The 26449-nt window shown below is 59.7% G+C and carries 20 protein-coding genes; 6 read left to right on the top strand and 14 right to left on the bottom strand.

Going from position 1 to position 26449, the window contains the following annotated elements:
* Nucleotides 1–4 precede the first annotated feature (4 nt).
* The 6 genes from KVH01_RS07460 to KVH01_RS07435 all read right to left on the bottom strand — a co-directional run bounded on the left by KVH01_RS07460 (nt 5) and on the right by KVH01_RS07435 (nt 7651).
* Nucleotides 5–637: a sarcosine oxidase subunit gamma gene (locus KVH01_RS07460; protein ID WP_217880924.1), complete on the bottom strand. Its 633-nt coding sequence runs from the start codon at nt 635–637 to the stop codon at nt 5–7.
* A 130-nt stretch (nt 638–767) separates the two neighbouring features.
* Nucleotides 768–3785: a sarcosine oxidase subunit alpha gene (locus KVH01_RS07455; RefSeq protein WP_217880923.1), complete on the bottom strand. Its 3018-nt coding sequence runs from the start codon at nt 3783–3785 to the stop codon at nt 768–770.
* Nucleotides 3782–4084, bottom strand: coding sequence for a sarcosine oxidase subunit delta (locus KVH01_RS07450; RefSeq protein ID WP_027605979.1), 303 nt, complete (start codon nt 4082–4084; stop codon nt 3782–3784). The genes KVH01_RS07455 and KVH01_RS07450 overlap by 4 nt, the downstream gene beginning before the upstream one ends.
* Before the next feature lie 156 nt (nt 4085–4240).
* Nucleotides 4241–5491 (bottom strand): sarcosine oxidase subunit beta, encoded by a 1251-nt coding sequence (locus KVH01_RS07445; protein ID WP_010207084.1) that lies wholly within the window; start codon nt 5489–5491, stop codon nt 4241–4243.
* 22 nt (nt 5492–5513) lie between these two features.
* Entirely contained in the window at nt 5514–6767 is a 1254-nt protein-coding gene (gene glyA, locus KVH01_RS07440; protein ID WP_217880922.1) for a serine hydroxymethyltransferase, read from the bottom strand.
* 155 nt (nt 6768–6922) lie between these two features.
* On the bottom strand, nt 6923–7651 hold the full coding sequence (locus KVH01_RS07435; RefSeq protein WP_217880921.1) for a TraX family protein: 729 nt from the start codon (nt 7649–7651) through the stop codon (nt 6923–6925).
* A 90-nt stretch (nt 7652–7741) separates the two neighbouring features.
* Between KVH01_RS07435 and KVH01_RS07430 the strand changes: the two genes are divergently transcribed.
* Nucleotides 7742–8782, top strand: coding sequence for a threonine aldolase family protein (locus KVH01_RS07430; protein ID WP_217880920.1), 1041 nt, complete (start codon nt 7742–7744; stop codon nt 8780–8782).
* Nucleotides 8783–8964: 182 nt separating this feature from the next.
* Nucleotides 8965–9165 (top strand): hypothetical protein, encoded by a 201-nt coding sequence (locus KVH01_RS30415; protein ID WP_046069846.1) that lies wholly within the window; start codon nt 8965–8967, stop codon nt 9163–9165.
* Nucleotides 9166–9239: 74 nt separating this feature from the next.
* Here KVH01_RS30415 and KVH01_RS07425 read toward each other — a convergent pair whose 3' ends face one another.
* Entirely contained in the window at nt 9240–11057 is a 1818-nt protein-coding gene (locus KVH01_RS07425) for a flavin monoamine oxidase family protein (RefSeq protein ID WP_217880997.1), read from the bottom strand.
* Between the two features lie 276 nt (nt 11058–11333).
* Here KVH01_RS07425 and KVH01_RS07420 point away from each other — a divergent pair, with 276 nt between their 5' ends.
* Nucleotides 11334–12779, top strand: a complete 1446-nt coding sequence (locus KVH01_RS07420; RefSeq protein ID WP_217880919.1) for a purine-cytosine permease family protein — start codon at nt 11334–11336, stop codon at nt 12777–12779.
* The gene (locus KVH01_RS07415; protein WP_217880918.1) at nt 12776–13585 is read left to right on the top strand and encodes a nitrilase-related carbon-nitrogen hydrolase; all 810 of its coding nucleotides are present in this window, start codon (nt 12776–12778) and stop codon (nt 13583–13585) included. The genes KVH01_RS07420 and KVH01_RS07415 overlap by 4 nt, the downstream gene beginning before the upstream one ends.
* Nucleotides 13586–13589: 4 nt before the next feature.
* On the opposite strand, the gene gbcB is transcribed toward KVH01_RS07415, so the two are convergent.
* On the bottom strand, nt 13590–14690 hold the full coding sequence (gene gbcB, locus KVH01_RS07410; protein ID WP_043046144.1) for a glycine-betaine demethylase subunit GbcB: 1101 nt from the start codon (nt 14688–14690) through the stop codon (nt 13590–13592).
* Between the two features lie 281 nt (nt 14691–14971).
* Here gbcB and gbcA point away from each other — a divergent pair, with 281 nt between their 5' ends.
* Both gbcA and KVH01_RS30410 read left to right on the top strand, forming a co-directional pair.
* Nucleotides 14972–16267, top strand: a complete 1296-nt coding sequence (gene gbcA / locus KVH01_RS07405; protein ID WP_043046145.1) for a glycine-betaine demethylase subunit GbcA — start codon at nt 14972–14974, stop codon at nt 16265–16267.
* 761 nt (nt 16268–17028) lie between these two features.
* A complete protein-coding gene (locus KVH01_RS30410) occupies nt 17029–18540 on the top strand; it encodes a lytic polysaccharide monooxygenase (protein ID WP_217880917.1) in 1512 nt (503 codons plus the stop codon).
* A 93-nt stretch (nt 18541–18633) separates the two neighbouring features.
* Here KVH01_RS30410 and etfB read toward each other — a convergent pair whose 3' ends face one another.
* The 6 genes from etfB to KVH01_RS07370 form a co-directional block, all read right to left on the bottom strand.
* Nucleotides 18634–19404 (bottom strand): electron transfer flavoprotein subunit beta, encoded by a 771-nt coding sequence (gene etfB, locus KVH01_RS07395; protein ID WP_217880916.1) that lies wholly within the window; start codon nt 19402–19404, stop codon nt 18634–18636.
* Between the two features lie 10 nt (nt 19405–19414).
* Nucleotides 19415–20635 (bottom strand): electron transfer flavoprotein subunit alpha, encoded by a 1221-nt coding sequence (etfA, locus tag KVH01_RS07390; RefSeq protein WP_217880915.1) that lies wholly within the window; start codon nt 20633–20635, stop codon nt 19415–19417.
* Entirely contained in the window at nt 20635–22578 is a 1944-nt protein-coding gene (dgcB, locus tag KVH01_RS07385; RefSeq protein ID WP_217880914.1) for a dimethylglycine demethylation protein DgcB, read from the bottom strand. Before dgcB ends, etfA begins: the two co-directional genes overlap by 1 nt.
* 172 nt (nt 22579–22750) lie before the next feature.
* Nucleotides 22751–24811 carry a dimethylglycine demethylation protein DgcA gene (gene dgcA / locus KVH01_RS07380; protein ID WP_124402142.1) on the bottom strand — a complete coding sequence of 687 codons (2061 nt, stop codon included), beginning with the start codon at nt 24809–24811 and terminating at the stop codon, nt 22751–22753.
* Nucleotides 24812–24827: 16 nt separating this feature from the next.
* A complete protein-coding gene (locus tag KVH01_RS07375) occupies nt 24828–25358 on the bottom strand; it encodes a DUF5943 domain-containing protein (RefSeq protein ID WP_003194877.1) in 531 nt (176 codons plus the stop codon).
* Nucleotides 25359–25434: 76 nt separating this feature from the next.
* Nucleotides 25435–26412, bottom strand: coding sequence for a dipeptidase (locus tag KVH01_RS07370; RefSeq protein ID WP_014720245.1), 978 nt, complete (start codon nt 26410–26412; stop codon nt 25435–25437).
* Nucleotides 26413–26449 lie beyond the last annotated feature (37 nt).

Below are 26449 nucleotides of genomic sequence, written 5' to 3'. Positions count from 1 at the left end.
CTCCTCAGGCTTGAACGCTCAGGCCGAACTCGGCCGAGGCGTCCTGCAACCACAACCACCAGTAATCCGAGAAGCTGCGACGAATCACCAGCTCCCAGGTGTCTTCAGCGGTATGGCGGATCACCAGTTGCGACTTGGCAAACACTGTGCCCACCGCTTTGCCCACCGGGAAGTTGTTGGGGTGTACGTCGTAACTGGTGGACTTCATCAGCACGTCGCGCACGTTGGGGCCGCTGAGCTCAAGGAGCTGCTGGCCGCCGCTGACATTGACGACCTGGATATGCAGCTCACCCAGGGCGGCGCGCAGGTTCTGTTCGGCGGCGAATTCTTCACCGCCTGGCACGATCAGCAACCACTCATCCGGGCCGAGCCATTGCAGGCTGGTTTCGCCTTTGACGACCACGCTCAGCGGGCCGGGAAGCTCAATGCCGACGGCCTTGTGTACGCCAGCGGCGAAGGCAGCATCATGGCCATCGCCGCGGATGGTCAGGTGGCCGAGAAGCTTTTTTTCGCGCACGGTCACGCCGGCGTTCTTGCGGCCCTTGCCAACCAGGCTGGCGAGGTCGGCATGATGCAGCGACGACTCGGCCTTGGCGCTGGTGGTGGGGCGTTGTTGGTAAACGTTGGCTGCTGTCATAAAGCACCTTTCCTGAATTCTGTTGTGAGGCTGATGGCCTCATCGGGAGCAAGCCCCCTCCCACATTTTGATTTGTGAATACCTTCAAATGTGGGAGGGGGCTTGCTCCCGATGGCCGCGACGCGGTCTATCAGATGTTCTGGCGATCTCCTTTCGGATCGAAGAACACCGAAGACACAATCTCCGCCTCAATCACGCTGCCATCGGCCTGCGGTGAGAACACCCGCTCGCCGATGCGCTTCAAGCCGCCCTTCACCACACCCATGGCGAACGAATAACCCAGGGAGTTGTGCGCATAGCTTGAAGTGACATGGCCGACCATCTTCATCGGGATCGTCTGCTTCGGATCGAACACCAACTGCGCGCCTTCCGGCAGCCACACGTTAGGGTCAATCGGCTTCAAGCCCACCAGTTGCTTGCGCTCTTCACGCACGCAGTCTTCGCGATTCATGCCACGCCAGCCGATCCACGAGAACGGTTTGGTGCGGCCCACGCACCAGCCCATGTTCAGGTCGTCCGGGGTCATCGAGCCGTCGGTGTCCTGCCCAACGATGATGAAGCCCTTCTCGGCACGCAATACGTGCATGGTCTCGGTGCCGTACGGGGTCAGGTTGTACTTCTTGCCGGCCTCGACGATCTGTTCCAGCACGCCCATGGCGTAGTCGGCCTGCACGTTGACTTCGTACGACAGCTCACCGGTAAACGAAATACGGAATACCCGCGCCGGTACGCCGCCAACCAGGCCTTCCTTCCAGGTCATGAACGGGAAGCCGTCCTTGTCCAGGTCGATGTCGGTGACCTCACTCAGCAACTTGCGGCTGTTGGGGCCTGACAACGTCATGGTCGCCCAGTGGTCGGTGACCGAGGTGAAGTACACCTTAAGGTCCGGCCATTCGGTCTGTTGGTAGATTTCCAGCCACTGGAGAACGCGCGCCGCGCCGCCGGTGGTGGTGGTCATCAGGAAGTGGTTGTCGGCCAGACAGGCAGTGACGCCGTCGTCGAAGACCATGCCGTCTTCCTTGCACATCAGGCCGTAGCGCGCCTTGCCCACGTCGAGCTTGGTCCAGGCATTGCTGTAGATGCGGTTGAGGAACTCGCGGGCATCCGGGCCCTGAATATCGATCTTGCCGAGGGTGGAGGCATCCAGCAGGCCGACGCTGTCGCGCACCGCCAGGCATTCGCGTTTCACCGCGGCATGCAAGTCTTCACCGTTGCGCGGGAAATACCAGGGGCGTTTCCACTGGCCGACGTCTTCAAATTCAGCGCCATTCTTCACATGCCAGGCGTGCAAGGCGGTGTAGCGCACCGGTTCGAAGATGTGCCCACAGTGACGTCCCGCTATCGCACCAAAGGTCACAGGCGTGTAGTTGGGACGGAACATGGTGGTACCCATCTGCGGGATGGTCACGTTCAGCGAGCGTGCGGCAATCGCCAGGCCGTTGACGTTACCCAGCTTGCCCTGGTCAGTGCCAAAGCCCAGTGCGGTGTAGCGCTTGACGTGTTCCACCGACTCGAAACCTTCGCGCGTGGCCAGTTCGATGGCAGCAGCGGTGACGTCATTTTGCAGGTCGACAAATTGCTTTGGCGCCCGTGCGGTAGCTTTCTCGTGGGGCACCTGGAACAGCGCCAGGGTCGGTTCTTCCAGGCGGCTCAAGGCCTTTGGCAGCGTACCTTCCACCGGGGCAAAACCGGCTTCGCTGGCGGCGCGCACGCCGCCTTCAAAACCATCGGCCAGGGAATCGCCAAGCCCATAGACGCCGTTGATGCCGCCGACGCATACGCGTTTCTGTGGTGCTTCACCCGGTACGAAACCGAGGATGTCTTCGCGCCAGGTCGGCTTGCCGCCCAGGTGCGAGGCCAAGTGAACCACCGGGCTGTAGCCGCCGGAACTGGCCACCAGGTCGCAGTCCAGCCATTCGCCGGGGCTGGTGACCTTATGCGCTTTGACATCGATGGCGGCGACGCGCACACCGGTCACATGCTTGCTGCCACGGGCTTCGATCACGGCGCTGCCGGTGAGGATGCGAATGCCTTTGGCGCGGGCTTCTTCAACCAGGGCGCCGCGGGGGTTGTGGCGCGCATCGGCCACGGCCACCACTTGCAGACCGGCATCGAACCAGTCCAGCGCTACGCGGTAGGCATGGTCATTGTTGGTCGACAGCACCAGCTTTTTACCCGGTGCCACGCCATAGCGACGCACGTAGGTAGAAACCGCACCAGCGAGCATATTGCCCGGCACGTCGTTGTTGCCGTACACCAATGGACGCTCGCACGCACCCGTCGCCAGCACCACGCGCTTGGCACGTACGCGGTGGATGCGCTGGCGCACCACACCAATCGGCGCACGGTCACCGAGGTGATCAGTGAGGCGCTCGTGAATGGTCAGGAAGTTATGGTCGTGGTAACCATTGACGGTCGCGCGGGGCAGCAGCACCACGTCCGGCAGGGCTTTGAGTTCAGCGATCACGCTGGCAACCCATTCGGTGGCCGGCTTGCCGTCGAGGCTTTCGCGAGAGTCGAGCAGCGAACCACCGAACTCTTCCTGCTCATCGGCGATGATCACCCGCGCACCGCTGCGAGCGGCCGCCAGTGCAGCAGCGAGACCGGCAGGGCCTGCGCCCACTACCAGCACATCGCAGTGATGGTTGAAGTTGTCGTAGGTGTCCGGATCATTCTCGGTCGGCGAGCGGCCAAGACCGGCGGCCTTACGGATGTACTTCTCGTAGGTCATCCAGAACGATTGCGGGTACATGAAAGTTTTGTAATAAAAACCCGGCGGCATCAGCTTGCCGCCGACCTTGCCGAGAATCCCCATCATGTCGTTGTTGACGCTCGGCCAGCCGTTGGTGCTGGTGGCGACCAACCCCTGGTACAGCGCCTGCTGGGTAGCACGCACGTTGGGAATCTGGGTGGCTTCGGTGGCGCCGATCTGCAGCACTGCGTTCGGCTCTTCGGCGCCGGCAGCGAAGATGCCCCGTGGGCGCGAATACTTGAAGCTGCGACCGATGATGTCGACGCCGTTGGCCAGCAACGCGGCGGCCAGGGTATCGCCTTCAAAGCCTTTGTAAGTCTGGCCGTTGAAGCTGAAAGTCAGGACTTTATTGCGGTCGATGCGGCCACCGTTGGACAGGCGATTGATCTGGCTCATACCTTCTCTCCAGAAGCCTTGGCGGTGAACTGGGGTTTTTCGCCAATCTTGTAGGTTTCAAGAATTTCGTAGGTGACGGTGTCGCGGGTGGCGTTGAAATACTGGCGGCAACCGGCGGCGTGGATCCACAGCTCGTGGTGCAGGCCACGGGGATTGTCGCGGAAGAACATGTAGTCGCCCCACTCTTCATCGGTGCAGGCGTTCGGGTCCAGCGGGCGCGGGATATGCGCTTGGCCGGACGCGTGGAATTCCTCTTCGGAGCGCAGTTCGCCACAGTGAGGACAGAAGATATGCAACATAGGGAATTTCTCCTCTCAAGCGCCGTGAAAACGTAGCGAGCGAAGGCAAGACAAGGCAAAAACAGGGGAGAAAGCGGAGCTTAGTTTACTAAGTGAGCATTTCGAGCCTGTTTTTAACGCAGTATTGCCGAGCGCAGTAGTTTTCATGGCGCTTTGTTAGTGGGCGACGGCTGCGGCGCCATGTTCATCGATCAACGCACCGTTGTGGAAACGGTCGATGGAGAAAGGTGCGGCCAATGGGTGCATTTCACCCTTGGCCAGGCTGGCGGCAAATACGTTGCCTGAGCCCGGAGTGGCCTTGAAGCCACCGGTGCCCCAACCGCAGTTGAAGAACATGTTCGGTACCGGGGTCTTGGAAATGATCGGGCAGGCGTCCGGCGTGGTGTCGACGATGCCGCCCCACTGGCGGTTCATGCGCACCCGCGACAGCACCGGGAACATCTCGACGATGGCCTGGATGGTGTGCTCGATCACCGGGTACGAGCCGCGTTGGCCGTAGCCGTTGTAGCCGTCGATACCGGCGCCGATCACCAGGTCGCCTTTGTCGGACTGGCTGATATAACCGTGCACGGCGTTGGACATGATCACGCTGTCGATAATCGGCTTGATCGGCTCCGACACCAGGGCTTGCAGCGGGTGGGATTCGATCGGCAGGCGGAAGCCCGCCAGCGAGGCCATGTGCCCGGAGTTACCGGCAGTGACCACACCGACGCGCTTGGCGCCGATAAAGCCCTTGTTGGTTTCCACACCGATGCACACGCCGTTTTCCTTGCGGAACCCGATCACTTCGGTCTGCTGGATCAGGTCCACGCCCAAGGCGTCAGCAGCGCGGGCAAAGCCCCAGGCCACAGCATCGTGACGGGCTACGCCGCCGCGTCGTTGCACAGTTGCGCCCAAGACGGGGTAGCGGGTATTTTTCGAGCAATCCAGGTACGGAATTTCATCCGCTACCTGCTTGGCATTGAGCAACTCGCCATCCACGCCGTTGAGGCGGTTGGCGCTGACGCGACGCTCGGAATCACGGATGTCTTGCAGGGTGTGGCACAGGTTGTAGACGCCGCGCTGGGAGAACATCACGTTGTAGTTCAGGTCCTGGGAAAGGCCTTCCCAGAGCTTCATCGCATGCTCATACAAATGCGCCGACTCGTCCCATAGGTAGTTGGAACGCACGATGGTGGTGTTGCGCGCCGTGTTACCACCACCGAGCCAGCCCTTCTCGACCACGGCCACGTTGGTGATGCCGTGCTCCTTGGCCAGGTAGTAGGCGGTCGCCAGACCATGCCCGCCGCCGCCGACGATAACCACGTCGTAGACCTTTTTAGGGGTCGGCGTGCGCCACATCTTCTGCCAGTTTTCGTGATGGCTGAGGGAGTGCTTGAAGAGGCCGAAGCCTGAGTAGCGTTGCATAGTCATTACTCCAAAACCGCGCTCAGCGATAAACCGGGAAATCAGCGCACAGGGCAGACACGTGCTTGGCCACGTTGGCCTCGACATCGGCGTCGCCGAGGTTGTCGAGGATGTCGCAGATCCAGCCAGCCAGCTCGACGCACTGCGGCACTTTGAAACCGCGCGTGGTTACCGCTGGGGTACCGATACGCAGGCCCGAGGTCACGAACGGCGACTGCGGGTCATTCGGCACGGCGTTCTTGTTGACAGTGATGTGGGCGCGGCCGAGGGCGGCGTCTGCCTCTTTGCCGGTGAGGCCCTGGCGGATCAGGCTGACCAGGAACAGGTGGTTGTCGGTGCCGCCGGAGACCACATCGTAGCCACGCTTGATGAATACTTCGGCCATGGCCTGGGCGTTATCGATCACTTGCTGCTGGTAAGCCTTGAAGCCAGGCTCCAGCGCTTCCTTGAAACACACGGCCTTGCCGGCGATCACGTGCATCAGCGGGCCGCCCTGGGCGCCAGGGAACACCGCGGCGTTGAGTTTCTTTTCGATGGCTTCGTTGGCCTTGGCCAGGATCAAGCCGCCCCGTGGACCGCGCAGGGTCTTGTGGGTGGTGGTGGTGACCACGTCGGCGTAAGGCAGCGGGTTCGGGTACAGGCCAGCAGCCACCAGGCCAGCGACGTGGGCCATGTCAACGAACAGCAGCGCACCGACCTTGTCGGCGATGGCACGGAAACGCGGGAAATCCAGGGTCTTGGAGTAGGCAGAAAAACCTGCCACGACCATCTTCGGCTTGTGCTCCACCGCCAGACGCTCGACTTCATCGTAGTCGATCAAGCCAGTGTCGGTGTTGATGCCGTACTGCACCGCGTTGTACAGCTTGCCCGAGGACGACACTTTGGCGCCGTGGGTCAGGTGGCCGCCGTGGGCCAGGCTCATGCCCAGAATGGTGTCGCCGGCGTTGATCAACGCAAGGTACACCGCGCTGTTGGCCGAGGAGCCTGAGTGCGGTTGCACGTTGGCGTAATCGGCACCGAACAGTTGTTTGGCGCGTTCGATGGCCAGGGCTTCGACCTTATCCACATGCTCGCAGCCACCGTAGTAGCGCTTGCCCGGATAGCCTTCGGCGTATTTGTTGGTGAGGCCGCTGCCTTGAGCTTCCATCACGCGCTTGCTGGTGTAGTTCTCCGACGCGATCAGCTCGATATGATCTTCCTGGCGCTGCTCCTCGGCATTCATCGCCGCCAGCAGTGCGTCGTCATATCCCTGGATCTGGTCTTGTTTGCTGAACATCGCGTCTCTCCCAGCCTTTCGTATTGTTGAGGCCCGTGCAGGGCCCTTTGATGCGATGGTAGGGCTGGCGCAGACAGGCCAAATGCCTGCGCACGCCACGCAAAGGTGCGTTTACGACATTGATTGGAACAACACCGAACAAATGTGGGAGGGGGTTAGGCGATGATCTGACGGACGAGTAGCAACAGGAGGAAGTGCAGCGGATAGAGGGTGTAGGCCCAGCGGCGCATTGCTGGCGGTGAGGCGCTGCGGGCGTGTCGCAATAAGACCACGCCCGCCAATGGCGCAATCAGACAGATCGCCAACCCCGAGAGCGCCACAGGCGTGCCGCTATTGAGCAAGATTTGCCATTGGTTGGCCGCCACACAGAGCAAACCCGGCAACACGCTCAAATACCAAGGACGACGGAACACCAACAGCATCGCCAATGGCAGCAATACACCAAAGAAACCGAACATCAACTGAGTTGAAAATACCGCCGCCGTTGTGACGGCGATCAGCGCCAATCCTCGATCAACCAACGTCTTCTGCTGCCAACCTCGGGCAACCAACAGGCCCAACGCCAGGGTCGGCAACACATTCAATGTATCGGCATCATCGATAAACATTCGATACGGCACTTCGCTGATCACGCTAAACAGCAGCAACCAACCCAAGTAGCGCCAATGACCGGTCACCGGAGCGTTCCGGAGCCGATGCACATTGGCCGCAATCGCCAGGCAAAACCACGGGAACGCCAGGCGCCCCGGCACATACAGGCCATCCAGGCTTAACCCGACGTAGCGCAGGTGGTCCAGCACCATGCTCAGCAGCGCCAGCCACTTGAGCAAGTCCAATGCGCCATCGCGGACGCGTCCTACAGGAGCCGTTAGAGTACCGTGCATAATTCCCCAGTGACTTTGCATTTACAGGGCGTGCGCCTTCCTCACAATCTTGGTTAAAGTGCGCACCAACATCGACCACAGGAATGGGCCATGACCGACAAGAGCCAACAATTCGCCAGTGACAACTATTCCGGCATCTGCCCGGAAGCCTGGGCCGCCATGGAACAAGCCAACCACGGCCATCAACGCGCCTACGGCGATGATGAATGGACCCACCGAGCCGCCGATGGTTTTCGCAATCTGTTCGAGACCGACTGCGAAGTGTTCTTCGCCTTCAACGGTACGGCAGCCAACTCCCTGGCGCTGTCCTCGCTGTGCCAGAGCTACCATAGCGTGATTTGCTCGGAAACTGCCCACGTCGAAACCGACGAATGCGGCGCGCCGGAGTTTTTCTCCAACGGCTCCAAGCTGCTCGTCGCTCGCACTGAAAACGGCAAGCTGACCCCGGATTCAATCCGCGAGATTGCCCTCAAGCGCCAGGACATCCACTACCCCAAGCCGCGTGTGGTCACCCTGACCCAGGCCACCGAAGTCGGCAGCGTCTACACCCCTGAGGAAATCCGCGCTATCAGCGTCACCTGCAAGGAGCTGGGCCTGAACCTGCATATGGACGGCGCGCGGTTCGCCAACGCCTGTGCGTTCCTCGGTTGCTCACCGGCTGACCTGACCTGGAAAGCCGGTGTGGACGTGTTGTGCTTTGGCGGTACCAAGAACGGCATGGCAGTGGGTGAAGCCATCCTGTTCTTCAACCACAAGCTGGCTGAAGACTTCGATTACCGCTGCAAGCAGGCTGGCCAGTTGGCGTCGAAAATGCGCTTTCTGTCGGCCCCATGGGTGGGCCTGCTGGAAAACGATGCCTGGCTCAAGCATGCGCGCCATGCCAATCACTGCGCGCAACTGCTGAGCAGCCTGGTATCGGACATCCCCGGTGTGGAACTGATGTTCCCGGTACAGGCCAACGGCGTGTTCCTGCAGCTCTCGGAACCGGCCATTGTGGCGTTGACGGCCAAGGGCTGGCGCTTCTACACCTTCATCGGCAAAGGTGGTGCACGCTTCATGTGCGCGTGGGATACCGAGGAAGAGCGTGTAAGAGAATTGGCTGCGGATATTCGGACAGTGATGGGCGCATAACCGTGATGGATAATGGCGGTAAGCTGAGATTGTTTTTTGATATTTCTGACAGCAGCGCGTTTGAATTTTGTTGACTAGCCTCTGGTTACCCGCAAGAAGATGCCGCTGCAGAGGCCATCTTTCGGGAACAACTGCCAGCCGAGAAATCGGCCGGAAACGGAAATCCAGCAGAGAGCCAAACCATGGAATATCAAAGCAACGCCAGCATCCTTAAAAGCGACGACACTGCCAGTACCACGGTGATTGATTGGGATGAATTCAGGACGCACGCAAAGGTCGGGGACACTATCCGCGAGCCGTCCAGGACGTTGAGGATCTACGATAAAGTCTATGAATTGACAGCATCAGGCCAACATTTCGTGGTTCATATCTACGCCCAATAACCCTTTACGCCTAAAGGCCGCGCCGGAGATTCATGGCCTCCGACGCGGAACCGAACTGACGTACCAGCCCTTACTTACAAAGCCTTCGGCTGGAGCGCCGCCCATTCATCGATGGGGCCTGGGTTATTGATAAAGGTACCTCCACCGAACTTCACCGCCAGTTTATTAACCGCGTTCAGGGCAGTGGTCACCGCGCCTTCCCCCCAGCCACCGGTAAAGGACACATCATCTCCAGCAAGAATGAACCCATCGGGACTCGGGCTATGCACATCGTTCATAAACTGGGAAAACAACAGGCGCTGGTATTCGTACTGCCCTGGCAGGTTCATTTTGAAGGCGCTTAGAAAAAACGGCTGCTCTTCCCAATTGATTTCGACAAATGGGTCTGTCATGCCGAACTCTGCGCCAAGGTCTAGCTGATGGTGGGCATACACCGAGTCCAGCAAGGTTGAACATACCGCCACATGGGACGGCAACGGCGCGGCACGGTCACCCAGGAACTTGAGGCTGTCGTCATTCCAGGCGTAAGACAAAAACATCCCACAGCCCTTGTACGAACCTTTACTCGCAGCGTAGTCCAGCAGATAGGTGCCCCGGGTAATTCGATCCGACAACGTCACACTCATCTTGTGTTGGTGATCCATTCCGACATCGGTCCAGAAAGGTCGCTTGGTTTGCGCAAATACCTTGGCCGACTGCATGTAGTGGGTGTACATCACCGCTTCCCATTCTTTAGTCGACAAAAGGTCATTCATCTGACTGAAGCGACCGGCACCATCCATGTAACGGAATTTGTCCAGTATCCGCTTGTGGGGGGTATAGACCACGGCGGGGAAGACGTATCGGCTCTCAATCTTCTGGACATGATCATAAATCCACACGTCGAACTGATCGTCCTCTGATCGCCGTATGATTTGCCGCACTTCTTGATTCAACATCTGCGGAATGACTTGAGCACTCAGACTCTCGACAGTAGTTCCCGCCGGCCAGTGGTCCATGCTGTCGCCCATCGTGTCCGGGCTACGTGACAACAACCGGCGCGGCAGCTCACTTGAGCCGTCGTACATCAACTTATGGTTGGTATCCAGGCCGGTGTACAACACCCGCAGCACTTCCAGAAAACTGTTTGGGTAGTCAGTATTCCATCCCCCGGTACCAAAACCGATCTGGCCGAACAGGTCGATATCCTCGCGACTCCATTTTGCCTGCTCCACCATGGCCGCAAAAAAGCTCAGGTTGTCCCAACCTGCGTCCAAAATGGCGTTCCACAGCGTCTTGATCTTCGCCTGATCAATGCTGTCCTCGGACATTGCCGCTTCCATCTCGCGGAAATTGATCGGCTGTTGTTCCAGGAAAATATCGAACAGTTTACGTTCGATTTCGACATATTTATCGGGCAATTTATCGCGTTCGTAATAGACCTGTTGCTGCTGGTAATCGACCACTGTACTGGGCGTGGAAGCCGCGCCGGGGTTGGGAAAGTCAGTCGAATTGGCTGACATGCCAACCTTGTCGAAATAGTGCATCAGCGCCTTGCCGGAAACGGGAAAACGCATGGCGCCCATTTCACATATAACGCTGTTGCCGGGGTCCTGCGGATCACCTGCCACATGGGAATAGAACCGCCCACCAATACGGTCACTGGCCTCCACTACCACAGGGTGCAACCCCATGCGCATGGCTTCATAAGCCGCCACAGCGCCGGCTACTCCCGCCCCCATAAGTACCTGGCGGCAACTCGTACTGCTGGAAACCCGCCCCAACGGCCTGTCGTCGCTGACGGCCTGATTGAGAAAACGGGAGTAATGAAAGGGGAAGTCTGGGATAAGCGCTGTGACATCTTTGGCCAACAAACGCGCGGCACCTTGAGAACGAGAAGGAATAGCAGATATGTTGATCATCCTTGGTGTGTCAAAGGACGTCCGCCTACATCTTCACTGCAAAGGGCGACTACGACGAGTTCGATCTTCAGCGTAGACGCTTGTAGGAAATCTCTCTATATCAACTAGAAATAAAAGGTACGTGCGTAAGGCAAGCCTTGCTTAGACTGGACTTGCGCAATCAGTTCAGAAATTCCTGAAGTGATTATTTGCGAATGCCGATTCAAATGTACTTTTGCTTACAAGACTCTCCGTGGTCTCACTCAATAAAAACAGACCGTGATATCTATGAACACGCCCCCAGAACGATCAACTGCTGCGTCTTCCAGCACGCTGAAAGTTGAAACCCGCTCCATTGACTATGTGCCGCGCCATGAACGCCACGGCAAGGTTTGGCATCAAGCGCCGTTCTGGTTCACAGGCAACTTCGTACTGACCACCATGGTCACCGGCTTTACCGGCGCGGCGCTGGGCCTGAGCCTGATGTATGCGATCCTGGCGATTGTCATCGGCGTGTGCCTGGGCACCTTTGCCATGGCCTTCCACGCCAATCAAGGCCCACGCATGGGCTTGCCGCAAATGGTCCAGTCACGGGCACAATTCGGCTTGCGCGGGGCAATCGTGCCCTTTATCGCAGTGGTCTTCGTTTATATCGGTTTCAACGTCTTCAACGTGATTCTCGCAACAGACGCGATCAACACCGTGCTGCCCGGCGAGCGCGCCCCCTGGTACGCCTTGATGATTATCCTGGCAGTGATCATTGCAGTAGTCGGCCACGACCTCCTGCACACCGTACAACGCTGGCTGACCTACGTGATGATCAGTGTTTTCACCGTACTGACGGTGGCTGCCTTGATGAGCCTGCAAGCCGATTCGGCGGTGGTGGGCGCGCACTTTTCCTGGTCAGCCTTCTTGATTCAACTGTCCGCCGCCGCGGGCTACCAGATCAGCTACGCCGTGTACGTGTCGGATTACTCGCGCTATCTGCCGCACACCACGCCCACGCGCAGCGTTGTCACCTGGACCTACCTGGGCGCCGCCGGCTCAGCGCTGTGGCTGATGTCATTGGGGGCTTTCCTCGCGTCGGCCCTGCCCTCTCCGGATGCTATCGCCAGCGTGCAGGCCGTGGGCAACCAAGTGATACCCGGCTTTGGCACCTTTACCGTATTGATCGCGGTGCCTGCGCTGGTGGGCATCATGGCGGTCAACTGCTATGGCGCCATGCTCACCGGCATCAGTGCCATCGACGGCTTCATCTCGATCAAGCCGCGCCTCAAGAGCCGAATCATCGGCATCAGCTTGGTGGCCGCGGTCATTTTCGTGATCGCCCTGAGCATCCCGGAGAGCTACCTGCACAGCTTCAATAACTTCGTCCTCTTGATGCTGTATTTCCTGGTGCCTTGGACGGCGGTAAATCTCGCGGACTACTATGCTGTACGCAAAGGACGCTACGCAATCAGCGACCTGTTCAACCCTGGCGGCATCTACGGTCGCTGGTCGAGCGCCGGCCTCACCGCGTATTTCTTCGGCATCGCGGCGATGGTCCCGTTCATGTCCCTGGGTTTTTACCAAGGCCCGGTCGCACTATGGCTGGGCGGTGCCGACATTGCATTCGTGGTTGGCCTGGTGGTCTCGGCGTCGACTTACTGCATCATGGCCCGACGCCTCGATCACGCCCGTGAAGCCCGCGCCGTGGAGGCCAGTGAACGGCTGTTGGAAGGAGAGGAGTCATGACATCGATAACGGTCGTTTGCCATCAACTGGCCCCCCGTATTGGCGATCTTGATTACAACCGGGCGCTCAGCGAAAGCGCAATCCGTGGCGCAAGTGGGGCACAGGTCATCGTCCTGCCCGAACTGATGCAAAGTGGTTACGCCTTCGAAAACCGAGGGGAAGCCCATGCGGCTTCCGAGACAGATGACGGCCCGACCCTGAGCCTATGGCGGGCCTTGGCCAGTGAACTGGATATCATCATCGTCGCCGGCTTCTGTGAGCGCCTGAGTGCTGGACGGGTCGCCAATAGCCTCGCGTTGATCCAACCCGCAGGCCGGCTGACGGTGTATCGCAAAGCCCACTTATGGAACCGGGAAAAGCTGATCTTCACGCCCGGCACCGAACCACCGCCGGTCGTCGAAACCAAGATCGGCCGGGTCGCCGCGATGGTCTGCTACGACCTGGAACTGCCTGAGTGGGTGCGCCTGGCCGCCTTGGCCGGCGCCGACCTGCTGTGCGCCCCGGTGAACTGGCCGGACGGTCCACGCCCGGCCGACGAGCGGCCGGGGGAGATTGTTCGCGTCCAGGCCAATGCTGCGGCCAATCGCATGTTCATTGCCGCCTGTGACCGCTACGGCGAGGAGCGCGGTATAAACTGGGTGGGCGGCTCGACCATTGTCGATGCCAACGGTTACCCGTTGGCCGGCGCAGTCTCCCATCAGAGGGAACAGCGGCTAGTCGCTCAACTGCCTCTGGCCGAGGCCAGAGACAAGTTCATCAGCGAGCATAACCACGTTCACCAGGATCGCCGACCGGGCTTGTACTGACCTCTCAAAACTCAATCCGCACATCCCCCTTCGGCACACTGCAGCACGACAGGATGTAGCCTTCGGCCTCGTCCTCCTCGGTGATCCCGCCGTTGTGCTCCATCTCCACCTCGCCGCCCAGCTTCATCACCTTGCATGTCCCACAGATACCCATGCCACAGGCTTTGGGGATCAGCAGGCCGAGCTTGGCGGCCGCGGCGTGCACCGTTTCGCCTGGTGCCACACGGATGCTCTTGCCGGAGGCAATGAACTCCACTTGGTGCAGGTCCGCCAAATCTATCTCCGGCGCATCCGCCGCTTGTTCGGCCTGTTCCACCGCATCAGCCCGCGCCTCCGGTGGTGTCGCGCCAAAGGACTCTTCGTGATAGCGCGCCATATCGAAACCAGCGGCTTCGAGCAGGCGCTTCACCGCGCTCATGTAGGGCGTCGGGCCGCAACAGAACACTTCGCGCTCGAGGAAATCCGGCACCATCAGTTCCAGCATCTTGTGGTTCAGGTAACCACGATAACCGGCCCACGGTTCGCCCAATCCATGCTTCTCGCAGATCAGGTGCAGGCTGAAGTTGTCGATCCGCGACGCCATGTGCTCCAGTTCGCGGTGGTAGATGATGTCCTTGGGCGAGCGGGCGCTGTGAACAAAGGTCATGTCGACATTCGCGTTGGTGTCGTAGAACCAACGAGCCATGGACATGACTGGGGTGATACCGACGCCGCCGCTGAGGTACAGCACTTTCGGGCTGGGAAAGTCGATGGCATTGAACAGCCCCACCGGGCCGTGCACCGCCAGCTCCTGCCCTTCATGCAGCGTGTCGTGCAGCCAGTTGGAGACCTTGCCGCCCGGTACGCGCTTAATGGTCACCGAAAAGCTGTAGGGCACCGAGGGCGAACTGGAAATCGTGTACGAGCGCATGATCGGCTGGCCTTCGATTTCCAGCTCCAGGGTCACGAATTGCCCGGGCTTGAAAAAGAACAGGATCGGCTGGTCAGCCATGAAGCAGAAGGTGCGCACGTCCCAGGTTTCCTGGATGACTTTGACGCAACGGACGATGTGTCGACCATTGGCCCAGGTCTGGGTGGTTACCGGATTCAGGAAATTGCTAGACATGTTGTTCTCCACCGCCGACGTCGGCCTTATGGTGGCGATTCTGCGTAACGCCGGAGCCACCCATTTACCTATCTGCGACATTCACATACTTACGGCGACCAGCCCCCAACTACCGGGGGTTGCGCGTCGGGATCAGATTGGGCCATGTCGCCCATGGATAAGGTTCGACGCAACGCCGGGCCCACACTCGCTCCCAACAAAGACGCTTTCTTTACGCCTTGCAACGCAACAACCGTAGCCACTTATCCCGGCCACACAGAATGGCCACGAGGACACATACGATGGACGTCACCGCAACCTTAAGCTTGGGCGATCCGCTGGAACCCGCACGCAAGGCCACCGCGCAAATGCTGCACGAGCGCGAGCGCACCTATTCGCTGCCGCAGCCGTTTTACTCTGATGAGCGGCTGTTTGATATCGACATGCAGGAGATCTTCCAGAAAGAGTGGTTGATCGCCGGCATGACCTGCGAAATCCCCGCCAAGGGCAACTACCTGACCCTGCAAGTGGGCAAGAACCCGATCATCGTGATCCGTGGCGCCGAAGGCGTGGTGCATGCATTCCACAACGTGTGCCGCCACCGTGGCTCACGCTTGTGCACCAGCGACAAGGGCAAGGTCGCCAAGCTGGTCTGCCACTACCATCAGTGGACCTACGAGCTGGACGGTCGCCTGCTGTTCGCCGGCACCGAGATGGGCGCAGACTTCGACATGAAGCAGTACGGCCTCAAGCCGGTGAACGTGAAGACTGCCGGCGGCTACATCTTTATCAGCCTGGCCGAGAACCCGCCGGCCATCGATGACTTCCTGTCGACCCTGAATCACTACATGGAACCCTACGACATGGAAAACACCAAGGTGGCGATCCAGACCACCTTGTTCGAAAAAGCCAACTGGAAGCTGGTGCTGGAAAACAACCGCGAGTGCTACCACTGCAACGCGTCGCACCCCGAACTGCTCAAAACCCTGCTGGAATGGGACGACGTCACCGACCCACGCGCCGACCAGGCCTTCAAGGACCACGTGGCTGCCTCCGCCGCCGCCTGGGACGCGGAGAAGATTCCTTACGCCCACGCCAGCTTCGGCCTGCGTAACCGCATTGTGCGCATGCCGCTGCTCAAGGGAACCGTGTCCATGACCCTGGACGGCAAACAGGGCTGCGCCAAGCTCATGGGCCGTATCAAGAACCCGGACCTGGGCTCGATGCGTATCCTGCATCTGCCGCACTCCTGGAACCACTGCATGGGTGATCACATCATTGTGTTCACCGTATGGCCGATCAGCGCCCAGGAAACCATGGTCACCACCAAGTGGATCGTGCACAAGGACGCCGTGGAAGGCGTGGACTACGACGTGGAGCGCATGCGCCAGGTATGGGACGCCACCAACGACCAGGACCGCCGCCTGGCCGAAGAGAACCAACGCGGCATCAACTCCACCGCTTACCAGCCGGGCCCGTACTCCAAAACCTATGAGTTTGGCGTGGTGAACTTTGTGGATTGGTACAGCGAGCGCATGTTGAACAACCTGGGCGCCGCTCCAGCTCCGTACCTCAAAGGTGTGGCTGCACACGAATAACTGACATGCCGTAGACCAACTGTGGGAGGGGGCAACACCCCGATAGCGGCGCACCAGCCAATGACGTATTTGGCTGAGCTACTGCGATCGGGGCAAGCCCCCTCCTACATTAAAATCTCAGCCGTTCAAAATTCGACCAACAATAGCCAAGCCCTCTGCGGTAGGGGCCTCCAGCCTTCGCCCAACAACTTATCCACAGAGACGCCCACAGCTATTGTGGGCAAGTACTCGGTGCTACCCAAATTAACTCAGGAAAATCCGTGACTTAATCAAGTTCAAGAGTTTAGGCAGCATCTGATCATATATTGATCAACTCTTTGAAACCCTTAATCTACGTGGCTTTCAGCGGTACGCAAACACCTTATCCACAGAACCGCCAACAGACTTTGGGGGCAACTTTGGCAATGCTGTGGAAAAGCACGCCAGATTCGCATAAATCTAGCTATCCAACATGTTCAGAGGGCAAATACGCGACCTTGATCAAATTTCGACCAAAGCCACTAACCCCCTGTCTCATAAGGGCTGTAGCCAATAGCAAACATCTTATCCACAGCCAGGCTCACAGTGTTTGTGGGTAACACTTAGTCAGCCAGACGCTTTACCACCGCCCCTGTTTCGCCGCTCATCTACACTCATCAGTGTGCAGCCCATCGAACCGATGAAATGACTGTCCGTGCGGGCGCAATGACCCAGCACCTTATGCACACATCGAATCGTTCCAGCAGTTCGGAACTGACTATCTGAATTGAAGGAATACGCGCATGAATATATTCACGAAAAAAATTGGTACAGGGGCGCTGGCGGTGATGTGTCTGCTACCGCTTGTAGGGTGGGCACATGGTTCGCTGGACATTCCGCCGTCACGCGCAGTGAACTGCCAGGCAACCGGGGGCTACTGGCAATCCGAGGATGGCTCTGCCATCGTCGACAGGGGTTGCCGAGAATCCGCCAGGATATTTAACACCCCCGCCGAAAAAGTATTTGCAGCCCAACAATGGAATGAAGTCGCTCATATTCCTGGCATCAACAACCCCTCGCTGGATCAAATCAAGGCCGTAATCAAAGATGGGCTGATCTGTTCTGCAAATGACCCTAGAAAAGCCAGCCTGGACCAACCTACGCCCTACTGGACCAAGACGGATGTCGTACCCGGACATTCATTGACCATGCGTCTGATCGGTACGGCTCCCCACGTGCCCAGCAAATTTTATGCGTTTGTCAGCAGGGTCGGCTTCAATACGGCCACTGACACACTGAAATGGAGCGATCTGGTGCAGTTGGGCCAGGTCGAGACGTTCACTGTCGCCAGGACAGACTGGCAGACGCCACCCAGAATAGCGGGGGCAGCAGGTTTCTTCGAAATTGCCAGAACGATTCCAACGGGCCTATCGGGTAACGGCCTGATCGTCGGTATTTGGGTAAGGAATGACCCGAATGGAGAGTTTTTTATTTCGTGTGCGGATGTGAGTTTCCAGGGAGGAAGCATACCCGAGCAATTTCACAATATCGGCACATTTATCGCCGCAGAGATGCAGACCCTGAAGCCAGGCGACTCCGTACACTTCCGCATCTTTGATAACAAGGGTGAGAGAAAGGAGCTGGTGGATATCACCCATAAGATCACCACGGCTAATTTGGCGCCCGGCAAATGGGGCAAAGAAATAGCCGATAAAATCGATCCCGCCATTGCCAGAATTGGCGAGCGGAATGGCCAGGATATCGTGTTCAACCAGCAAAACCCGCTGATCAACGCGACGTTTGCCACGGTAAAAGATTACAGCCAGGCGATGTCGATTATTGCCGGGCAAGATCCAGGCCCGGTGGATCCGGCGCCACCGGTGGCACGCATCAACGGCCCGACATCCCTGAAATCGGGGCAGGCCTTTACGTTCAGCGGTACGCAATCGACTGGCGCCAACGGCCCTGTGCGTTATGAGTGGGCAGTTCCGGGCATGACTGGCGCAGAAGACGCTGCGACAGTCAGTGGCCAAGCCCAAACGGTTTCCGAACCGACACCGCTCAAGGCAAGGCTGACGGTTAAAGACCAGGAAAATGGCAAAACCGACACGGCTGAATTTGGCTTTACCGTTCTCCCCGCAGACCCTGGACAGTACCCGGCCTATGTGCCGGGAGGTCTACACGAAGCGGGCAAAACCTACTCCCATCAGGGTAAAAACTATAAGTGCAAATACGCCGCGTGGTGCTCAGGGTCGCCACAATATTACGAGCCCGGCAAGGGCCTGGCCTGGCAAGAGGCGTGGGACGAGCAATAAGACCACGTATCCCCGCCTCACTACGCCGCACAGACCGTGCGGCGTTTTTTGCCCTGTATCACTTGAATGCGGCACCTGCGTTCCCCCCACTGCTCAGCGAACCACGCCCTCCTCAAGCAGTAATTGGAGAATCGCCTGGGCGCCCTCTTCATTGCTGACGCCCTTGAGCACTCGTCCACCGCCTCCGCTGGCCTTGGCCGTCGCCGCTTTCATACGGTCGGCGCCACTCTTGGCCTTGATCACCTTGAGGCGCTTGGGTCGCGGCTTGGCTGGTTGCAGTTGCGCCCCTGTGAATAACTCATCCTGCTCGATCTCGACTTCATGGGCCGCCAGCTCCCCGCGTTGAGCCGGGCCATAGGCGCTCTGGCGGGGCTTGGGCGCTGCGTTATCCACCGTCGCGAGAAACGGCAGGCGCACCTTCAGGCGCCGCCGCTGGCCACGGGGCAACGCTTGCAGCACATGCGCCACGCCAGCCTCGATGGATTCCACCTGGGCCAACCCTACAATCAGCGGCCAGCCCAATTGTTCGGCCAACAGGAACGGCAGCATGCCCGAGCCTTCACCGGTTTCGGCCTGGCTGCCGGTGAGTACCACTTGGGCACCGGCATCGCGCAGATACTCACAGAGTACCGGCAAGGCATCGGAGCCTGGCGGTTGCTCCAGTACCTGCAGTTGCGGCAGGCCCATGCCCAGGTAGCTGCGCAGGATCGGTTCAGCGATGTTGCCGGCGTGCAGCACCTGCAACTTATCCCCAGCCATTTGCAGACCCAGCTCGACGGCACGCGCATCCTGCTCCGCACGGCGCGGACGCCCCGAAGTGGGGTGGGCGCCGATGGATACCAGGCTGATTACATTGCTTGTCATGGTCATGTCCCTAAGCTGCATCGCGCTTGGCGCCGTTGCGGTAGGTCTCGACCGCATCAATCAAGGCTTGCAGAATCGCGGCGCTCTCGCCGATTACCGACAGGTCGGCACGCTTGATCATGTCGCAACCCGGGTCAAGGTTGATTGCCACCACCTTGTCGCAGGCACCGATGCCTTGCAGGTGCTGGATCGCCCCGGAGATGCCCACTGCTACATAAACCCTTGCCGTGACCCAGGTGCCACTGGCGCCCACCTGCCGATCACGCGCCATGAAGCCATCGTCCACCGCCACCCGCGAGGCGCCTTCGGTGGCGCCCAGGGCCGCGGCGGTCTGGTGGAACAGCGCCCAGTCCTTCACGCCGTTGCCGCCGGAGAAAATGAACTCGGCCTCGGCCATCGGAATCGCCGCCGGGTCCACCGCTACCGCGCCGAGATCTTCGATGCGTGGCAGGCTGCGCGCCAGGCTTGTGGATAACTCCACGGGCAACACTTCATGGCGTGTATCACTGACCGGATCGGCACATTCGGCAGCAGCCAGAATCAGGCGTGGCAATGGTCGAGCCAAGTCTTCCTGGCCTGCGCCGGCACGGCCGATGCAGGTCTGTTCCTTGATTTGCCACACCCGCGTGGCCGGGCGCTCCTTGAGGCTGGCGGCAAAGCGCCGGCCCAACTCGCCACCGCCACTGCGGCTATCCGGCAGCAACCAGTGACGCGGGTTGAACTGGTTATCCACAGCACGCAGACCTTGCACACGCTGCTCGGGTGAATAACCGTCGAATTCATGGCCCTCCAACACCAGCAGGCGGTCGACGCCGGCGGTGGAAAACCCGGCTTCCTTGTGTTCGCCGAACACCACCGCCAGCACTGCGCCGTCGCTGCCGGCCAGTTGCCGCGCCAGGCCAAGCAGGTCACGGTCGTGGCTGCTCAGGCGGCCACCGACCATGTCCGGCACCACGTTGATGTAGAACGCCGGCGCAGGCACCTGATGCAGCGGCAATTGCACTTCTACTGCTGCCGTGCGCTTGGCTGCGCCGCCCTGCTGGGCGCCGCTGCGGTCGATACGCTTGATGCCGTTGGGGCCGATAAAACCGACGCCATGCACATTCTTGCGGATGATCCCGTTAGGGCCCATCCAACTGTGTTGTACCGGCTGCATGGCCGCATGCAGCGGGTGCAGGCGGTTACGGGCGATCCATTCGGCCCGTGGGTCGCGGCGAATAATGTCGCTCATCAGTGCACCTCCGCAGGTTCACGTTTGATCGGGGTCTTGACCGGTGCCGGATCCTCAAGCAAAGCGTCGGCCACCAGCTCCGCGATGTCTTTGATCAATGGCCGCGGTTCGACCACGCCCTCAAGCATCGCCGTACATTGCGGGCAACCTACAGCCACCAGCTCGGCACCGGTTTCGCGGATGTCATCCATGCGCATATCCGGGATACGTTGCTTGCCGGGAATATCGGTGATCGGCGCGCCGCCACCGCCACCGCAGCAGCGCGAACGGAAGCCCGAACGTTGCATTTCCTTGACCTCGATGCCGAGCGCCCGCAGCACTTGACGCGGTGCCTCGTATTCGCCGTTGTAGCGGCCCAGGTAACAAGGGTCGTGGTAGGTCACGCTATCGCCCTTGTGCTGGCCCAGGTTCAGCGCGCCTTCGCCGATCAGTTCGGCCATGAAGGTGCTGTGGTGTTGCACGAGGTAATTGCCGTTGAACGCACCGTACTCGTTTTTCAGCACATGGAAACTGTGGGGGTCGCAGGTGACGATACGCTTGAAGCTGTACTTGGCCAGGGTCTGGATATTGCGTGAGGCCAGCAGTTGGAAAGTCGCTTCGTCGCCCAGGCGCCGCGCTACGTCTCCGCTGTCGCGCTCTTCCAGGCCGAGCACCGCGAAGTCGACCTTGGCGGCCTTGAGCACTTTGACGAATGCGCGCAGGGTGCGCTGGTTGCGCATGTCAAAGGCACCATCACCGACCCAGAACAGTACCTCGCAGCTGCCTTTGTCGCTCAGCAGCGGCAGGTTCAAGTCCGCGGCCCAGTTCAGGCGGCCGCCAGGCGCGAAGCCGCCTGGGTTATCGGTGGCGATCAGGTTTTCCAGGACTTCGGCGCCCTTGTTCGGCGTTGCGCCTTTTTCCAGGGTCAGGTGACGGCGCATGTCGACGATGGCATCCACGTGCTCGATCATCATCGGGCACTCTTCCACGCAGGCGCGGCAGGTGGTGCACGACCACAACGTCTCGGCGTCCACCAGGCCGTTGACGATCGGTTGATGGGGGTTGCCGCCATGCTCGCCTATGGATTTGCCCGGATACGGGCTGCCGGCGAACTTGGCATCGGTGCCGCCGGCCAGGCCGACCACCATGTCCTGGATCAGCTTTTTCGGGTTCAGCGGCTGGCCGGCAGCAAAGGCCGGGCACGCGGCTTCGCATTTGCCGCACTGTACGCAGGCGTCGAAACCAAGCAGTTGGTTCCAGGTGAAATCCTTGGGTTTTTCCACGCCCAGCGGTGCAAATTTATCGCTCAGGTCCAACGGTTTCAACCCAGTGGAGCGGCCACCGCCAAAGCGTTCGGCGCGACGATGCCAGGCCAGGTGCAGGGCACCGGCGAAGGCGTGCTTCATCGGCCCGCCCCAGGTCATGCCGAAGAACATCTCGGACACGCCCCACAGCACGCCCACACTCAATAGCGCAGCGAGCAGCCAACCGCCGAAGTCCGCTGGCAGGATCCCGGCCACCGGCAAGGTCACCAGGAAGAAGCTCACCGAGAAGGCCATCAGGCTTTTCGGCAAGCGCATCCACGGCCCCTTGGACAGACGCGCCGGCGGATTGCGCCGACGCAGGTACATAAAGATCGCGCCGACAAACATCAATGTCGACGCCAGCAGCAGCGCATAGCCAAGAATGCGGCTCTGCAGGCCGAAGCCGTGCACCACAATCGCCAGCAGCGCCGACAACACAAAGCCAAGCGCCGTGGCGACGTGGGTGTTGGCGATGTATTTGTCGCGGGCGACCACGTGGTGCAGGTCGACCATGTAGCGCTTGGGCATGGCCAAAAGACCGCCAAGCAAGTCGACTTTGGATGCACGCCCACGGCGCCACATGTTCACGCGGCGCAGGGCGCCAAGGACCGCAAGGCCCAGGGCAGCAAACAAGAGGATTGGCAGCAAGGTGTTCAACATGATGAAGCTCCCACAGACCACACAGGTCTACTGTGAAACTGGCCTTGAATGTGGGAGGGGGCTTGCTCCCGATGGCGGAGTGTCAGTTGATACTGTTGTAGCTGACCCACCGCTATCGGGAGCAAGCCCCCTCCCACATTTTGACCCAGTCCCACATTGGTTCGGTGTCGGGTCAGAAATCCTTGCACAGGCGCAGGGCGTCATAGATCGCAGCGTGGGTATTACGCTGCGCTACACAGTCACCGATGCGGAACAGCAAGTACCCCTCGCCCGCCTCGCTCAGGCACGGCTGCGGCTTGATCGCAAACAAGGCTTCGACGTCGATCTGGCCTTTGTTGCGCGAACCTTCCTTGAGCCCGTAATAGATGGCTTCGTCCGGACGCACGCCGTTCTCCACCACCACCTGGTCGACCACTCGTTCTTCTTTGGCGCCGGTGTATTCGTTCTCCAACACCGCCACCAGCTTGTCGCCCTCGCGATAGACCTTTTCCAGCATCATGTCGCCGGTCATGATCACTTCCTTGGGGTACATGCTGCGGTAGTAAGTCGGGAACGACGTACCGCCAACTGCCACGCCGGGTTTGATGTCATCGGTGACGATTTCCACCTGGCAGCCTTTGTCGGCCAGGAAGTCGGCCACCGACATGCCGGTGAACTCACAGATGGTGTCGTACACCAGCACGTTCTTGCCTGGCGCGACTTTGCCGTCGAGTACATCCCAACTGCTCACCACCAAACCTTCGGCGGCACCCCAGTGCTCGTTCTGCTCGATGAACGGATGTCCGCCGACAGCGAGCACTACCACATCCGGACGCAGGTCCAGGATGGTCTCGGCATCCGCCGCTACGCCCAGGCGCAGGTCGACTTTCAAACGCGCCAGCTCCAGTTGGTACCAACGAGTGATACCGGCGATCTGGTCGCGTTGCGGGGCTTTCGAGGCAGTGGTGATCTGCCCGCCGATAAATTCTTTCTTCTCGAGCAGAGTCACATCGTGGCCACGTTCGGCGGCGACCCGCGCAGCTTCCATCCCCGCCGGGCCGGCACCGACCACCACGACTTTGCGTTTGGGTCCGGTGGATTTTTCGATGATGTGCGGCACGCCCATGTACTCACGGGAGGTCGCGGCGTTCTGGATGCACAGTACATCCAGGCCCTGATACTGGCGGTCGATGCAATAGTTGGCGCCGACGCACTGCTTGATCTGGTCGATCTGGCCCATCTTGATCTTGGCGATCAGGTGCGGGTCGGCGATGTGCGCACGGGTCATGCCGACCATGTCCACATAGCCGCCTTCCAGAATACGCGTGGCCTGGTTCGGGTCCTTGATGTTCTGCGCGTGCAGCACCGGAACCTTGACCACTTCCTTGATACCGGCCGCCAGGTGCAGGAATGGCTCCGGTGGATAACTCATGTTGGGGATCACGTTGGCCAAGGTGTTGTGGGTGTCGCAACCCGAGCCCACTACGCCGATGAAATCGAGCATACCGGTATCGTCGTAATACTTGGCGATCTGCTTCATGTCCTCATGGGACAGGCCGTCCGGATGGAACTCGTCACCGCACAGGCGCATGCCCACGCAGAAGTCATCACCGACTTCTGCACGCACGGCTTTCAAGACTTCCAGGCCGAACTTCATGCGCCCTTCGAAGCTACCGCCCCATTCATCGGTACGCTTGTTGACCCGAGGGCTCCAGAATTGGTCGATCATGTGCTGGTGCACCGCGGACAGTTCCACACCGTCCAGTCCACCGGCCTTGGCACGCCGCGCGGCCTGGGCGTAGTTGCCGATCACACGCCAGATTTCTTCTGGTTCGATGGTCTTGCAGGTGGCACGGTGCACGGGCTCACGTACACCGGACGGCGACATCAGGGTCGGCCAGTTGAAGCCGTCCCAACGCGAGCGACGGCCCATGTGGGTAATCTGGATCATGATCTTGGCGCCATGCTTGTGCATGGCGTCGGCCAGGTTCTGGAAGTGCGGGATAATGCGGTCGGTAGCCAGGTTCACCGAGCTCCACCACTCCTGGGGGCTGTCGATGGCCACCACCGAGGAGCCGCCGCAGATCGCCAGGCCAATACCGCCCTTGGCTTTCTCTTCGTAGTACTTCACATAGCGGTCGGTGGTCATGCCGCCGTCGGTGGCATACACCTCGGCATGGGCGGTACTGAGCACGCGGTTGCGGATGGTCAGTTTGCCGATCTGGATCGGCGCGAACATTGCTTCGAAAGCCATGGCAGGGTTCCTCGACTTACAACGGCTTGACGGTGAACAGCCCGTCGTCATGGCCCTCTTCGGAGCCTCCGTAGACTTGTTCGGCGACGGTGCGGATGTTGCTGCCGCGCGCTTGCAGAATCTGGTCCATGGCCCCGGCAAACCAGCCGGTGAACATGTAGTCGACTTTGCGCCCGACCTTGCCGTACACGTAGACGAACGCCGAGTGCTCAAGCTTGACGCTGGCGGTGCCTTTATCCAGGTCGATGTCCTGGATCTTGAACAGGCCCCAGCCGCGCTGCGACAGGCGCTTCATGTAGTGCTCGAACACCGCTACACCTTCCAGGCCGTGGCATTCGGCTTCTTTTTCACACCAGTGCCAGGCGGATTTGTAGCCGGCCTTATAAAGGATTTCGGCATAGGCGTCGGCGCCCAGTACTTCTTCGATACCCATGTGGTTATTGACGAAGAAATGCCGCGGCACGTACAGCATCGGCAGGGCATCAGAGGTCCAGACACCGGTTTCGCTGTCAACTTCGATAGGTAATTGCGGGGCGATCTTGGCCATGGAAACTTAACTCCAGAAATTTGTTTTGATGCCCCCGGCGTCGGATGGCCGGGGGAAAAGAAGTGTCAGCGGTGGCTTATTCGCCCCAAACGTCCTTGAGCACGTTGACCCAGTTCTCGCCCATGATCTTGCGTACCACGCGCTCGCTGTGGCCGCGCTTGAGCAGGGTCTCGGTGAGGTTGGGGAACTCGCCCACGGTGCGGATGCCCAGCGGGTTGATGATCTTGCCGAAGCTGGTCAGACGGCGGGCGTAGCCCTTGTCATGGGTCAGCATTTCAAAGAAATCCTGGCCATGACCCTGGGTGAAATCGGTGCCGATGCCGATGGCGTCTTCGCCGACGATATTCATGGTGTATTCGATGGCTTCGGCGTAGTCGTCGATGGTCGAGTCGATACCTTTGGCCAGGAACGGCGCGAACATGGTCACGCCGACAAAACCGCCATGATCGGCGATGAACTTGAGCTCTTCATCGGATTTGTTGCGCGGGTGCTCCTTGAGGCCCGACGGTAGGCAGTGGGAATAACACACCGGCTTTTTCGATTCGAGGATCACCTCTTCGGAGGTTTTGGACCCGACGTGTGACAGGTCGCACATGATGCCCACGCGGTTCATCTCGCCGACGATTTCGCGACCGAAACCTGACAGGCCACCATCGCGCTCGTAGCAACCGGTGCCCACCAGGTTCTGGGTGTTGTAGCACATCTGCACCACCCCCACGCCGAGCTGCTTGAAGATCTCCACGTAGCCGAGCTGGTCTTCAAACGCATGGGCATTCTGGAAGCCGAAGATGATGCCGGTCTTGCCTTGTTCCTTGGCGCGGCGGATGTCGGCGGTGGTTTTTACCGGGATCACCAAGTCGCTGTTCTCACGGATCAGGGTCTGGCTGGCAACAATGTTATTGATCGTGGCCTGGAACCCTTCCCACACCGACACGGTGCAGTTGGCGGCGGTCAGGCCACCCTTGCGCATGTCCTCGAACAGGTCGCGATTCCACTTGGCAATGATCAGCCCGTCGATAACGATGCTGTCGGCGTGCAATTCGGCTGGGCTCATCAGGCGTCCCCTTATTGGCGATTCATGCGCCGAATCG

Source organism: Pseudomonas khavaziana (genome assembly GCF_019145205.1).
GTDB lineage: Bacteria > Pseudomonadota > Gammaproteobacteria > Pseudomonadales > Pseudomonadaceae > Aquipseudomonas > Aquipseudomonas khavaziana.
The sequence above is the reverse complement of the archived record's forward strand: the minus strand, read 5'-3'. Positions and strand labels throughout refer to the sequence as shown.